The sequence below is a fragment of the Bacillus sp. 105MF genome, assembly GCF_000374885.1.
GTDB classification, from domain to species: Bacteria; Bacillota; Bacilli; order Bacillales; family Bacillaceae_G; genus Bacillus_A; species Bacillus_A pseudomycoides.
In genome coordinates this window covers 70,546-84,472 of record NZ_KB895582.1, presented here as the reverse complement: position 1 = coordinate 84,472, position 13,927 = coordinate 70,546, and the positions used below count along the sequence as shown (strand labels likewise).

At 35.3% G+C, this 13,927-nt stretch carries 12 protein-coding genes and 1 pseudogene; 3 read left to right on the top strand and 10 right to left on the bottom strand.

The genetic code is table 11. The annotated features are described in order from the left end of the window. The first annotated feature begins 16 nt into the window (after positions 1–16). The 3 genes and pseudogenes from C564_RS0121670 to C564_RS36305 form a co-directional block, all read left to right on the top strand. Complete coding sequence (locus tag C564_RS0121670) at positions 17–1,324, top strand: condensation domain-containing protein (protein WP_018766814.1); 1,308 nt, start codon at positions 17–19, stop codon at positions 1,322–1,324. A gap of 194 nt (positions 1,325–1,518) precedes the next feature. After that, entirely contained in the window at positions 1,519–2,427 is a 909-nt protein-coding gene (locus C564_RS0121665) for an alpha/beta fold hydrolase (RefSeq protein ID WP_003207587.1), read from the top strand. Between the two features lie 59 nt (positions 2,428–2,486). Then, a pseudogene (locus C564_RS36305) lies at positions 2,487–2,573 on the top strand (IS6 family transposase); the annotation flags it as partial. Positions 2,574–2,778: 205 nt separating this feature from the next. On the opposite strand, the gene C564_RS0121660 reads toward C564_RS36305, so the two are convergent. The 10 genes from C564_RS0121660 to C564_RS0121605 form a co-directional block, all read right to left on the bottom strand. After that, positions 2,779–4,155, bottom strand: coding sequence for a sensor histidine kinase (locus C564_RS0121660; protein WP_018766813.1), 1,377 nt, complete (start codon positions 4,153–4,155; stop codon positions 2,779–2,781). A 1-nt stretch (position 4,156) separates the two neighbouring features. Then, complete coding sequence (locus C564_RS0121655) at positions 4,157–4,828, bottom strand: response regulator transcription factor (RefSeq protein ID WP_003198595.1); 672 nt, start codon at positions 4,826–4,828, stop codon at positions 4,157–4,159. A 234-nt stretch (positions 4,829–5,062) separates the two neighbouring features. Further along, positions 5,063–5,749 (bottom strand): formylglycine-generating enzyme family protein, encoded by a 687-nt coding sequence (locus C564_RS0121650; RefSeq protein ID WP_003198593.1) that lies wholly within the window; start codon positions 5,747–5,749, stop codon positions 5,063–5,065. A 359-nt stretch (positions 5,750–6,108) separates the two neighbouring features. Continuing rightward, positions 6,109–7,356, bottom strand: coding sequence for a DUF1015 domain-containing protein (locus C564_RS0121640; protein WP_018766810.1), 1,248 nt, complete (start codon positions 7,354–7,356; stop codon positions 6,109–6,111). Positions 7,357–7,369: 13 nt separating this feature from the next. Beyond that, positions 7,370–8,542: a phosphoglycerate dehydrogenase gene (locus C564_RS0121635; RefSeq protein WP_003198589.1), complete on the bottom strand. Its 1,173-nt coding sequence runs from the start codon at positions 8,540–8,542 to the stop codon at positions 7,370–7,372. A gap of 12 nt (positions 8,543–8,554) precedes the next feature. After that, positions 8,555–9,637 carry a 3-phosphoserine/phosphohydroxythreonine transaminase gene (gene serC, locus C564_RS0121630; protein WP_018766809.1) on the bottom strand — a complete coding sequence of 361 codons (1,083 nt, stop codon included), beginning with the start codon at positions 9,635–9,637 and terminating at the stop codon, positions 8,555–8,557. Between the two features lie 207 nt (positions 9,638–9,844). After that, positions 9,845–10,036, bottom strand: coding sequence for a DUF378 domain-containing protein (locus tag C564_RS0121625; protein WP_016115354.1), 192 nt, complete (start codon positions 10,034–10,036; stop codon positions 9,845–9,847). Between the two features lie 207 nt (positions 10,037–10,243). Further along, positions 10,244–11,983, bottom strand: coding sequence for a tetratricopeptide repeat protein (locus C564_RS0121620; protein ID WP_018766808.1), 1,740 nt, complete (start codon positions 11,981–11,983; stop codon positions 10,244–10,246). A 25-nt stretch (positions 11,984–12,008) separates the two neighbouring features. Further along, positions 12,009–12,953, bottom strand: a complete 945-nt coding sequence (locus C564_RS0121615; RefSeq protein WP_018766807.1) for an ATP-binding protein — start codon at positions 12,951–12,953, stop codon at positions 12,009–12,011. 237 nt (positions 12,954–13,190) lie between these two features. After that, entirely contained in the window at positions 13,191–13,907 is a 717-nt protein-coding gene (locus tag C564_RS0121605; RefSeq protein WP_018766805.1) for an endonuclease V, read from the bottom strand. Positions 13,908–13,927: the final 20 nt, after the last annotated feature.

Below are 13,927 nucleotides of genomic sequence, written 5' to 3'. Positions count from 1 at the left end.
AAAAGGGGAGAAAATTATGGAACAAAGAAAGTATCCAGTAACACCTCAAGATCGAATGAATTATATATTAGGTCTTTATTCGGCAAATCAACAAATTAATGCAGTTCTTTATTTTCCTGTAGGTATATCAAAGAACATACTTGAACAATCAGTAAGGATAACGTTACAATTGCAGCCGGTTTTGAACAGCCGTTTTGTAGAAAGTGATATTCCTTACTGGGAGGAACATTCATCTGGTACTAACTCACCTATTTGTCTTTTTGCAGAAGGAAATGATCAAGAACTTGAAATGATGGCAATAGATTTTATTAAGGAATCTGGAGATCGTATTCAGGGGCCTATGGTTCAAACAAAATTATTACGAGGCACTACAACAAATATGTTAGTGGTGAAATTATCTCATCTATGTTCAGATGGTGCAGGAGTCAAGGAATATATTAATTTGTTGGGAGCAATTTATACTCAACTTTACCTGGGAAAATCTAAGGATCAAATTATAAAGGAATTTGGTGAGGGGAATGAGAGTTTTCGTGATCAATCACCTGTTTTCAAATATGCTGGAATACCAGACGTAAAAAGTGCCTATCGTCCTAACCAAGAACAACAGGCATCGTTATGGTCTTTTCCATCTCAACCGAACAAAAATATATACCCAAAAATGGCGGTACGGCGGTTGAGCCATGAGCAAACTCTACGTCTAATCCAATGGACAAAAGCACAACAGGCTACCTTGAATGATACAATCATGACTGCATACTTCCGAGCTTTATCACGTTTCACTGTGTATGCAGAACCTCGCACCGCAGAAAAAATGATCGGTTTAACAATTGATTTACGCCGATATCTTCCTAATCATACAACTGGTGCTATTTGCAACTTATCCGGTATGGAAATGCCAGTGATTAAAATGGAAGATGATGAATCATTTAATCAGACTCTAGCTCGAGTCAAACAATCAATGGATAAAATAAAATCTCAAAATCCAGGTCTTTCTTCAGCAGCAGGAATGGAGCTACTGGCAGGTATAAAGCTATCTGCGGTGAAAGAAATGTATAAGCAGCAATACGAACAGGCTTTACAGATGGGGATGGCATTGCCGTTACTTACAAATTTCGGGGTGATAGCAGATGAACCTATTAAGTTTGGTGAAGTTCAAGCTGAGGACGGGTATATAACATCACCTATTATGTATGCACCATTCTTTACAATGGGGGCAAGCTCTTATAATGGAAGACTTACATTTACGATTGGTTATCATACGCCGGATACATCAAAAGAAAAAGTAGACCAATTTTTAGAAAGTGTGGTTAATCAACTATCATAATTGTAATAATCATTACGTAATAGGGGTATCACCCCACACCCAACAAGCTAAGCTTGTATAAGTTTAATTTTACGTGAGATTTTTCTTTTTTCTAAAAGAGAGTTTTGGCTTAAAGAAGATAAATTTTTAATGGATTATTGCCATGAATATATTGATAAAGTTCATCAATATATTTGTAGAAAGGAGGAACTAAAATGAAGAGAGATGATAATAAGATTGGTCACTTTACATCTGAAAAAGGAAAGGAAGACTTTCAAATTGCCTACGATGAATCAATGGCACTTCTTCCAAAGCCTAACGATACGAAAGATATAAAAACTAAATATGGCACAATTCGTGCTTATTACTTTACTAAAGAGGAAAACAAACATAAGGAACCAATACTCTTACTCCCTGGACGTAGTGCATCTACTCCAATGTGGGTACCCAATTTAGAAGGGCTAAGGGAGAAAAGGCCTGTTTACACGATAGATTTACTCGGTGAACCTGGAATGAGTGTGCAAACGAAGGTGATTGAAAACCAAAAACAACAAGCAGAATGGTTAAATGAAGTAATTGAAGGATTAGGTTTAGAAAAAGTGCATATCGTGGGTGTCTCCATTGGCGGTTGGACAACAATGAATTTGGCCAGATATAATCCAGAGCATATTGCTACGGCTAGTTTATTGGACCCAGTCTTTGTATTTGCGCAAATGCCCATAAAGATGATTCTAGCATCTATTCCAGCTTCCGTCCCTATTGTACCTAAGTTTATAAGAGAAAAGATGTTAAGCTATGTATCTGGAGGAGCAGAAACAAATGACGATGAGCCTATTGCTAAATTAATCGAGTCGGGTATGCGTAACTATAAACTTAAAACGCCAGCGCCTGATCTATTTAGTAAAGAAGACTTAAAAAATATCAATGTTCCGGTGCTTGCATTAATGGCTGAAAAAAGTACAATGCACAATTCAGTAAAAGCAGTTGAAACTGGGAAAAAATATGTTAAAGATATCGATATAGTTAACTGGAAAAATGCATCTCACGCAATCAATGGTGAGTTCTCTAACGAAGTTAATGCCAGGATCCTTGATTTTGTAGAAAAACATTCTAATGACAACTAAGTTGAAAGTGGAAAATATGTTGTAATAACAACTTTACACTTTCATTTTTCATAATCGGTATAAAAAAGGGACAGATTGATTTAAGGAATCAGTCTATCCAAAATCCAAAAGAGTTCATCCACCAAGTGTTTGGACTTATAGCATAAAATACGATTTCACTAGGAATCTACTATTATCCGCGTTCTTCTTCATATATTTGTACCAGAACCGAAAATGACGTACCCATTTCCAAATGGCTACTTCCAACAATCTATCTCAAATGATTTACATATTTTCTTTCAACATTTTTATCATTTTATCCTATAAAAAAAGACTGATTTAAAGATTTCCTCTTCAAATCAGTCCTTCTCATCATTTCGGTAATTCAATTCGAAACGTCGTACCTTCCCCTCTTATACTCTCCACTGAAACTTTCCCATGGTGTAATTCAACAATTTTTTGCACAATGGATAAGCCTAAGCCACTTCCTTCCACATTACGAGCCCTCGCTGTATCCACCTTATAAAACCGATCAAAAATCCGCTCTACTTCTTCTTGCTCCATACCAATCCCGCTATCTGAAATTGAAATCACTACACTCGCTTCTAATTCTTCTACAGCAAATCCAATCGTTCCACCACTATCTGTAAACTTAATACTATTTGTAAAGATATTTGTCCAAACTTGATGAAGTAAATTTTCATCGCCTCTTACATTTATGCTAGGTACGTCAAATTCAACCGCTATGTCTTTTTCACGCCATTTCCATTCCAACATAAAAATGACATCTTTCATTTGTTTGTGCACATCAAATTCTTTTATTTGAAGAACCTTTTCCTCTTTATCTAAAGAAGCAAGCGTAAGTAACTGCTTACATAAACTAGACATCCGCTTACTTTCACCCTCAATAATTTGTAAATAACGTTTTCTTTCATCTTCTGTCATCTTTTCTGACTGTAGAGTTTTAGAAAAACCTTGAATCGAGGAAAGTGGAGATTGAAATTCATGAGACACGTTAGAAACGAACTCTTGTCTCATTTGATCTAACTCTTTTATACTTTTTGTCATTTTTTTAAAACTCGTAGATAATGTTCCAATCTCATCTTTTCGCCCTTCTTCTAATTCAATATCATATTCACCATTCGCAATTTTTTGCGTCGCTTTTGTAAATATGCGAATCGGACGAACGATATACCGCGCTGCGATTGCAATAAAAACGATACTTAATACAACAATAAATCCAAGCAATACCGCTAAGAAAATCCTCATTTCGCCGAATTGTTGCTGAATATCAGGACGAATAAATAAGGCATATTGCTTATCACCATGTTTCAGCGGAACCCCTACGCTATTAATTAATTCATTATCAAAAAAGCCTGTTATAAATAGACGAGTTGGATAGGTAGAAACACCATTGTATGTTTTCCCTTGTAAGACTTTATCAATGGTAGCATCACTAATCTTTATAGTCCGAAAAGCATTTCCAATTCGTTTCCCCTGTTTTTGATCATCTACTACATAAATCTCATAACCTAATTTCGCAATAGCATGTAAATACTCATCCTTATTTTCCTCAGTCTGTTTTTCATATAAATGTTTTACTTCCTCAGCGTAACGTAAAATCTTTTCACTATTGTACGGTTTTAATTTCACTTGATAATAAACATTGGTTAATAAAAAACCAATGATGCTACTAAGAAGCATAATCCCAATCGTAATCAATGCAAATCTAGAATAAAGTGACTTCATCTTATTTCAGCTCCAACTTATAACCAAGTCCACGTACCGTTTTAATTTGAAAATCATCTGTTCGTTTTGAAAAACGATCTCGAAGACGTTTAATATGAACATCGACTGTCCGTTCATCTCCTTCAAAGTCCATCCCCCAAACAAGTTCAATCAACTCTTCTCTTGAAAACGTTCTTCCAGGATACCCTGCAAGTTGTGATAACAATTCAAATTCCTTTAAAGGAAGTAAAATCGTTTGGTCATTACATTTTACCTCAAAGCTTTTTCTATCAATCGTTGTTCCGTGAAGCGTGATAACGTCCGCACTCAGCATTTGATAACGACGAAGTAAAGCTTTCATACGGAAAATAACTTCCGCTGGTTCGAATGGCTTTACAATATAATCATCTGTTCCTGAAATAAATCCTTTTTCTTTATCCACCAATTGATCTTTAGCAGTTAATAAAATAACAGGTATATCATGATACTTTCTAATTTCTTCGCACAAAGTATATCCGTCAATAAATGGCATCATGATATCGACAACGGCCAGGTGAATATTTTCTTTTTCTAATATGGATTGCGCTACCTTTCCATCCTCAGCTTCAAAAACTTTATAGCCTTCCTTTTGTAAGTGGTAATGTAATAATTCTCTAATATGCCCGTCATCATCCGCTAATAAAATATGTATCATATTCGTTAAATCCTTCCTTGTTTATCCTTCTACACTATTACATTAAGAAACAATTGTGTTTTTTGCAAGAAAAAGCCCGCATTTAAAATTAAATATATACAAATATTAACAAATATTACAAATGAAAGCCTGCACCTTCGATTACTAAGTAATTTTCGATACAGGCTTTTTTATTTAACCTTAGCTCTCCGTTCGTTAAGCTGTAAAACCCGAAAATCCGCTTGTTTGTAGGCGCTAAAAAGACCGAGCAAGACGGAATCCAAGGTCGTCAATGTAAAATGTCGGATGGCTACGACGACGACACGAAGCCCCACACCCCCTGGCCTCTTCAGCCCAGCTACCTCCTCGGAAAATTCGGTAGGATCCGTACACTTGTTCATCATATAAATCAAAGCACCACTCCCAAACATTCCCTAACATATCATATAGACCCCATGCATTCGGTTCCTTTCTTCCTACTTCATGGATTTTGCCCCCTGAATTTTCATTGTACCAGGCAATCTTATCAAGCTCTCCATATCTATAACCAGTAGTCCCGGCTTTACATGCATATTGCCACTCTGCTTCTGAAGGAAGTCGATAACCGTCAGATTCCCAATTACAAATAATGTTTTCACCATCATTACTTATAGAATAACACTCTTTCAGTCCAGCTTTCTGTGAAAGTAGATTACAAAAAGAAATTGCATCATTCCAAGAAATATTCACAAATGGTTTTAGATCTCCGTCAAAAGAATTGGATGACTTATTTGTAATAGCATAGTATAGATCCATAGTTACAGGATACCTTGCAAGAAGAAACGGTCTTATTTCAACTTTCCATTTGCTTTTTATTCTATCGTCTCTTAATTCTATTTCTCCCCCTGGAATTTTCACCATCTGATTGTCAATGTAACTCATTATTTCATTTGACACTCCCATTTCCTCCTAACAATCTTAATGCCGTAAATTTCATTACATCTAGAACCATTAGATCAATACAAAAATCATGTTGTTTTTGTAGATAACTACCCGTTATCCATTCATACAGCACAGGTACTACACCATAGAAGATGAAAATGGATAGAATGTGTTCATACTATTTTATGGTTGGAAGAGGAATTTCAATCAACTACGGTACTTTAGAACCTATCCCTTAGTTGAAGAAAGAATAGTGTATAGCGTATTTTCATAAGTCGTCAATTATTACTATGTATCTTTAATTTGTACTTATAGTTTAAAAAAGATAGTAGGGATATTTAATCCTTACTATCTTTACTCCTAATCTTATGTCTTTTTGTTTAATTTAAAGAATGTATGAAAAGCCCACTACGAAGCTTCGGTTCAAACCAAGTGGACTTTGGTGGCATAACTTCCCCCGCATCAGCAATTGCTAATAAATCTTCCATTGATGTAGGATATAAAGCAAACGCTACTTTATAATCACCACGATTTACAAGGCGCTCTAGCTCCTCTAAACCTCGAATGCCACCAACAAAATCAATGCGGCTATCTGCACGTGGATCGTGAATTTGTAATACTTGACTCAATAAGTGATCTTGTAAAATAGAAACATCTAAACGTTTTACAACATCATAGGCATCAAATGTTTCTTCTTTCACAGTGAGTTTATACCACCCCTGATCCAAAAACATGCCAAATGATTTTGGTTCAGTTGGTTTATATGGAGATACATAAGCTCTTTCTACATAAAAATAGTGTGAAATTTGCTGTAAAAATTGGTCCTGTGATAAACCATTTAAATCTTTCACAACACGATTATAATCCCAAATTGATAGTTCATCATGAGGGAATAAAACAGATAAAAAGAAATTAAATTCTTCTTCTCCTGTATAATTCGGATATTGTTCCCTACGCATTAACCCAACTTTCACAGCAGATGCTGATCGATGATGTCCATCTGCAATATATAAGGAAGGAATCTCTTCGAATGATTCTACTAATGCAGAAATCGCATCAATTTCTGCGATTTTCCATATTACATGCTCCACACCGTCATCTGCAGTAAATTGATAAATTGGCGTGTGATTTTTTTGCCACGTTACAATTAACTTTGTTACGTCTTCTTTCGCACGATATGTTGAAAAAATTGGACCTGTATTCGCATTACATATATCAACATGACGAATGCGATCTTGTTCTTTTTCATGACGGGTCCGCTCATGCTTTTTAATTGTATTATCAGTATACTCATCAATTGATGTACAAACGACAAGTCCAGACTGCGTTCTCCCTTGCATTGTTAATTGATAAATATAAAGACATGGCTCTTCATCTTGAATCAATACTTCTTCTTGCATTAAACGTTGTAGATTTTCACTTGCCTTTTCATATACACTGTTATCATATGGTGAAACAGCCAGATCTAAGTCTATTTCAGCTTTATCAATATGCAAAAAGGAATATGGGTTTCCCTTTACAACTTCTCTTGCTTCTTCACTATTTAACACATCATACGGCAGTGCTGCAACTTGTGCAGCTTTATCAGATACTGGACGAATTGCCCTGAATGGTCGAATTGTCGCCAAATCTCTCTCTCCTTTATACAATCATTCGAACAGCTACTACACCTGTGATTTTCTTTATGTTTTCAACTACATTTTCTTTAATTATATCATCAATTCCATTATCGATATCAATCATTGTATATGCAAAAGAGCCTTTACTACGGTTTATCATATCAGCAATATTAATATGATGTTCCGCTAAACATCCTGTAATTTGCCCCACCATATTCGGAACGTTTTGATGCATAATCGTAATTCGTTTCTTTCCGACATAAGGAAGTTCTACATTTGGATAATTTACTGAATTACGGATATTTCCTGTTTCTAAATAGTCTCGTAATTGACGAGCAGCCATAACTGCACAATTCTCTTCAGATTCATACGTTGAAGCTCCAAGATGGGGTGTTGCCGTTACATTTCTCATTTTTATTACATTTTCATTTGGAAAATCAGTTACATAATGATTAATAATCCCTTCTTCTAAAGCTTTTGCTAACGTAACTTCATCCACAAGTTCTCCTCTTGAGAAGTTAAAGAGACGGACACCTTTTTTCATCGTTTGCACAGCGTGTTCTCCAATAATACCTCGCGTTTGATCTGTCAGTGGAATATGCAATGTAATATAATCACATGTTGCAAAGATTTCATCTAAACTAAATGCACGTTGTACATGTGTTGATAAGCGCCATGCTGTTTCAACAGATATATATGGATCGTATCCAACGACGTCCATACCAAGAGATAATGCGTCATTTGCGACAAGGGCACCAATAGCACCAAGTCCAATAACACCAAGTCGTTTTCCCGCTATCTCTGAACCAACGAATTGTTTTTTTCCTGCTTCTACAAGCTGCGGAACTTCTTCACCTTCTAATCCCGCTGTCCAACCAACCCCACTTATAATATTACGTGACGACATAATAAGACTGGCAAGAATAAGTTCTTTCACTGCATTCGCATTTGCCCCTGGGGTATTAAAAACAACGATACCTCTTTCTGTACAACGTTCTACAGGAATGTTATTTACACCAGCTCCTGCTCTTGCAATTGCCTTTAAATCTTTTGAAAATTCTTCTTGATGTAAGGAAAAACTTCGAAGTAGTATACCATCTGGATGTTCTAAGCCTTCTCCAACCTCATATCGCTCTCCACCAAAAATTTGCAAGCCCTTTTCAGCAATCTGATTTAATGTTTGAACGCGAAACATTTCCCCATCTCCCTATCTATTCTCTAGCTCAAAATCCTTCATGTAATCTACTAATTGTTGAACACCTTCTACCGGCATTGCATTATAAATACTCGCTCGCATGCCACCAACTGAACGATGGCCTTTTAATGTAACAAGCCCTAGTGTCTTAGCTTTTTGTAAAAATTGCTCATTTAAATCATTGGATGGTGTTGTAAATGGAATATTCATAAGCGAACGATATGCAGGATCAACCGGTGAAGTAAATAATTTTGATTCATCTAAGAAATCGTATAGAAGAGCTGCTTTTTTTCTATTTTGTTCTTCAATCGCGGATACGCCGCCCTGCTCCTTTAACCATTCTAATACTAGCTTCGTCACATAAATACTAAAGGAGGGTGGTGTATTATATAAGGAATTATTTTTACTGTAAGTTTCATAGTTTAACATTGTCGGACAAGAAGTATCCGCTTTACCAATTAAGTCTTTTCTAATAATTGCAATTGTTAGTCCTGCTGGTCCTAAATTCTTTTGTGCTCCTGCATAAATGAAACCAAATTTCTCTATATCGTATTCTTCAGATAAAATATTTGAAGACATATCAGCAATAAGTGGAATATTCTCTAATTTCGGCAATTGAACATATTTCGTTCCTTCAATCGTATTATTCGTTGTTATATGTACATAATCTAGTTCTTTCGGAATCATTGAAACATCAACATGTGGAATCGTTGAAAAATGATTTTCTTCCGATGAAGCAATAACTTCTACTTCTCCAGTTTTCTTAGCCTCCTGTAAGGCTTTCTTAGACCATGACCCTGTAAGGACATATCCAGCTCTTTTATGTTCATTCATTAAATTTAATGGAACCATTGAAAACTGTAACGATGCCCCTCCTTGTAAAAATAGCACGTCGTAATTCTCAGGAATGTGCATCAATTCACGAAGCAAGCTACTTGCTTCATCTATAATATTTTGAAACTCTGAAGACCGGTGACTCATTTCAATAACAGACATGCCTGTCCGGTTATAATTCAAAAGCTCCTTTTGCACTTTTTCTAAAACTGGCAAAGGGAGTATAGATGGTCCTGCCGAAAAATTGTAAACTCTCTCCATCAACTGTATGACCTCCCTGTTTCTATATTTATTATTTTTTAAACTTTCTGAATTATAACCCATATAAAATATACGGTCAATTTGTTTTGCTTTATTAGGGTGCAAGACGCAATGGAACCGTTTGCAGATGCATTTACTTTTATAAACATACAAAAAAGTGTTAAGCATTTTATCTCGCTTAACACTCCATTCATAAATTTATAAGAGCTAATTGTCCGTAAAGAACCGATCATAAATTTGATAAAGAGCAGAAAGACCAAAAAGCCAATAAATGGTATCAACAAGAGCTGGTGTAGAACCAAACCATTTCTCAACTACATTATAATCCAGCGCAACAAACAACCAATTCAAACCGCCAAGAATCACCAGAATTACTGTAAGGTAAGACAAAAACTTCATTATGATTGCCCCCTAGGTGATAAAATGGTGAAAGGCCTTTCACTAAAATATATGTAACAAATCAAAAAACTTTCTTATTTTTTAATTAAATTTATCACACATTAACGAGCAGTAATATCCCTTCCTCAACATTCAGCAAAAACTAAAAGGAGGACATTTGTCCCCCTTACTTGTTATATAAAAGCAAACAATGTAACCTATATGATTTTATTTTGTTCCTACTGTAATACCTTGTGTATCAATTTTCGTAATTAACTCATGATATCTCTGCATCTCTCGCTCACTATTATCCCAACTTTCACCGTAAATGTGACTTATTTTTGTTGCTCGGATTTCTAAAAGAAACGAGCCCTCCTCATCTTGCAATAATACATATGTAATTGTTCCTTCTTTATAAAATTTAGTTGGATGTGCATTTTTTAATTTCTCGACACTAGGTTGGCCAACCTTTCCCATCACAACTGGAACATAACCTTCTTCAACAAATTGCTGAAGGGATTTCTCACTAAAATCACTTCTTTTCAATGAATATAAAATAGATTCCACCGTATACTTATTGAATTTTTCTTTTTGTTCTTCGAGCGCTCTATCCTGATATTCAACAATCGATTGTTTTGTTTCTTGGCTGATATGTGGCGTTGTATTTCCGGTTTCCCTCTGATACAGGTTGTATAATTTTTCAGCACGATAAATAAGAGTAAAAGAGAAAATAATGACTAGACAGATTCCCCATTTATTATACCGTGGAGATTTAATATCTGAATACGATTGAATTTGTTTATGCTCTTCAGACGATAATTGTGATCGAGCAACCGTGGGCGCTACCTCTGCGACTTGTTGTTTTTCAAACATGGCTTCTTTTCCCCAAAAACTTGCTAATTGCGACTCAATCTCTTCTGGTGACAGCTTTTGTGTCGATACATTTACAGGCTCTACTTTCCCAACTTCACGTGTCATTTTAGAGATTTCTCGATCTCTAATAGATTGATTCTGGCGCAGATTCGTTCTCCAATCTGAAGGCATACTTAGTCCAGCTTCTTTATATATCTTCCCTTTAATGATAGAAGAAACAAGACACATCACAAGAACAACAAAATAGATAATACCTGCATACCCTCCTATCACATATATAGGAAGAATAAGCCATCCAATAAAACTTAATACGATTAAAAAAGTATACACATACCGATTTAGATCATATACAAATCCAAATAACGAGCAAAATTTAGAAAAAGCTCGTACTAAAATTTGTGAAAATCCCATAGTAAAAGCACAAAATTTATTTTTCGTTACAATTGTATCTTTATAAATCCCTCTAACGTCTTCATCATTTGGATCTAGTTTCATCGCGGTTTCAGCTAGCATTCTTGCTTTTTTAAAATTCCTCTTCTCCTTCGCTATACTTGCAAAACAGAAAAGATTCGTTATATTTTCTGGATTTAATTCTAAAGCACGCTTTTCAGCCTTTAATCCCTCTTCTTTTCGTTTTGGGAAATGTTTCAAAAGGATATAAGCATACCTACCTACATACGTTTCATTTTCAGGGTCTAATTCCATCGCCTTTTCTAGGTAAACAAGTACATTCTTCATTCCTTCAAGATGCATGACAGCTTCGCTCATATAGAAATAATATGGTCCCTCTTCAGGGTAGTTTCTTATACCAATTTCCGCTATTTCTCTTAATCTTGTAAAATTACTTTGCGCAGTAAAAATATCTAATCCTGCTAAAAGAACAAATTCATTTAAGTGATCTAATTTAAGCGCTTCTTCTATATATTCACTTGCAATATCACTTTCATGAAGCCCATAGAAATATACATAGCTTAAGCTGAGATATCCATAAACATCTTCTGGATCTTCCCTAACCATAAGTTCCGCTTCTTCTTTGGCACGCTCAACATCACAAAGTTTCAGCAAATAATAAACCCTTCTAAAATTGTCTTCCATTCCCTCATCCCCTGCTTCTTCCCTGCTATTTCAATCTGTATTCTTTCATATAATCTAGCACTTTATCAAAATCCTTATTCACATCGCTAAATGTCGCATAATTTTTTGCTGTTGAAAACCAATCTAAAGTCGTTGGCTGACGTTTTTTCATCGCTTCTAGCAAGTCTTCATTTGAAAGAGGTTGTAATTGCCCTGTTTCAAATGAACGCTGAATCGCTTGATTAATCGCATCCTCAACTAAATATGTTAAATCGGCACCCGAAAAATGCTCTGCATACTTTGCGACCAAATCAAGCTGTAATTCTGTTTTCGGCTTATCTTTTGTTTTCAAATCCAGGATTGTTAATCGTTCCTCATAAGTCGGCGGTGTAACAAAAACAAGAGAATTAAAACGTCCTGGACGGCGTAATGCAGGGTCAATATACCATGGTGTATTTGTTGCACCAATAATATAAACTCCTTCATTAAAAGAATTACTTCCATCCATTTCTACTAGCAATTGATTTACTAGTGTCCGCTGATGATGGGAACCCATTTTTTGTCTATTCCCTCCAAATGCATCTAATTCATCAATAAACAAAATACATGGCTTTGTTCTCCGTGCTTCCTCAAAAATCTCATGTAAATTTTTCTCAGACTCACCCGTCCACATAGAAAGTATAGCTTGCAATTCCAAATGAATAAAATTCGCATCAATTTCCCCAGCTACCGCACGTGCTAAAAATGTCTTCCCGCAACCAGGCGGTCCATAAAATAATAAGCTTCCACCTGTTTTCTTACCAAACGCTTGAAAGTATTCAGGATTTTTAATTGGCATAATAAAATCCATATTAATTTTCTTCTTAATCTCTTCCATTCCGCCAACATCGGCGAAAGTCATTTTACTTTCTTCAACTTCCACCATTCTATTTTGTTCTCTATCAAAAGAAATCACCTTAATTTTTTTGCGATATTTCTCCATTTCATCCATCTTCTTATCCATTCCCCTCTAAATAAACACTTTGATTCTAACTAATGTTGTCATGGTGTTTGTAGAGTGAATCTCTCCAAAAACACCATAAAGAATAGCTAATACAACTCATTATTATAAAAATGAAATATTCCAAAAAACATCATAGCAAATAAAGTTTTTATGCGTTGTCGTATTTCGTCGAATACAACAAAAAAAGGGACCATCCTCCTATCCCTTTTTACATAGACATACCTATCATTTATCATTTTCCCTCTTGTCTCTTCTCACCTTATGCGTTTCTAAATCTGCCAACCTCACTGGAATTGGTAATCTACTTTCTTTCCCGATTAAATTCGATACAATTTGAACACTCGTATCTAAATCGATATTATTTCCACAAGAGACAAAAATCGGTTTTACATTCTCCTTCGTCCTTAGAACTCTTCCATATACCTCATCATCAATCATAATATCACTAAAAGTAAACGCCTTATTCTCTGGCATGATAAAATCAACATCTTTAATCTTAAGATAACTTTTCGCTACACCGATTGTAGGTTTTTGTAAGAAAAAAGAAGCATGTGTCGCAATCCCCATATGTTTATAGTGTAAATAGCCATTTCCATCGAACATAAATATATCTGGATTAGAAGTAAGCTTTTTGGCTGCTTCTATTACTAAAGGCAACTCACGAAATGCTAAAAAACCTGGTATATACGGTACCGTTACCTCCCCATAACTATAGACCTTCTCCACTTCCTTCTTCGTATGATAATCAATAACAACAATACAGCAAGTTCCATAGTGCTTATCATCTTTTTCCCAATAAGCTAAATCTACTCCAGCTATTAAACTTACATCTTCTAGATGAAAGTTATTTTTCAATTCAATTCTATGTATCAATTTATCTTGAATTTCAGAAAATTCTTTTTCTGAATGTAGATGAAATGAATGTATTTCTCTAACTTCCATGTTCTAATCCCCTTTTTATT

What these genes read in the sequence shown, in the direction of transcription:
- C564_RS0121670 (WP_018766814.1), top strand. Translation starts at nt 17, where the DNA reads ATGGAACAAAGAAAGTATCCAGTAACACCTCAAGATCGAATGAATTAT.
- serC (WP_018766809.1), bottom strand. Translation starts at nt 9,637, where the DNA reads ATGGAGAGAGTTTACAATTTTTCGGCAGGACCATCTATACTCCCTTTG.
- C564_RS0121635 (WP_003198589.1), bottom strand. Translation starts at nt 8,542, where the DNA reads ATGTTTCGCGTTCAAACATTAAATCAGATTGCTGAAAAGGGCTTGCAA.
- C564_RS0121615 (WP_018766807.1), bottom strand. Translation starts at nt 12,953, where the DNA reads ATGGATGAAATGGAGAAATATCGCAAAAAAATTAAGGTGATTTCTTTT.
- C564_RS0121660 (WP_018766813.1), bottom strand. Translation starts at nt 4,155, where the DNA reads ATGAAGTCACTTTATTCTAGATTTGCATTGATTACGATTGGGATTATG.
- C564_RS0121665 (WP_003207587.1), top strand. Translation starts at nt 1,519, where the DNA reads ATGAAGAGAGATGATAATAAGATTGGTCACTTTACATCTGAAAAAGGA.
- C564_RS0121605 (WP_018766805.1), bottom strand. Translation starts at nt 13,907, where the DNA reads ATGGAAGTTAGAGAAATACATTCATTTCATCTACATTCAGAAAAAGAA.
- C564_RS0121620 (WP_018766808.1), bottom strand. Translation starts at nt 11,983, where the DNA reads ATGGAAGACAATTTTAGAAGGGTTTATTATTTGCTGAAACTTTGTGAT.
- C564_RS0121655 (WP_003198595.1), bottom strand. Translation starts at nt 4,828, where the DNA reads ATGATACATATTTTATTAGCGGATGATGACGGGCATATTAGAGAATTA.
- C564_RS0121650 (WP_003198593.1), bottom strand. Translation starts at nt 5,749, where the DNA reads ATGGGAGTGTCAAATGAAATAATGAGTTACATTGACAATCAGATGGTG.
- C564_RS0121625 (WP_016115354.1), bottom strand. Translation starts at nt 10,036, where the DNA reads ATGAAGTTTTTGTCTTACCTTACAGTAATTCTGGTGATTCTTGGCGGT.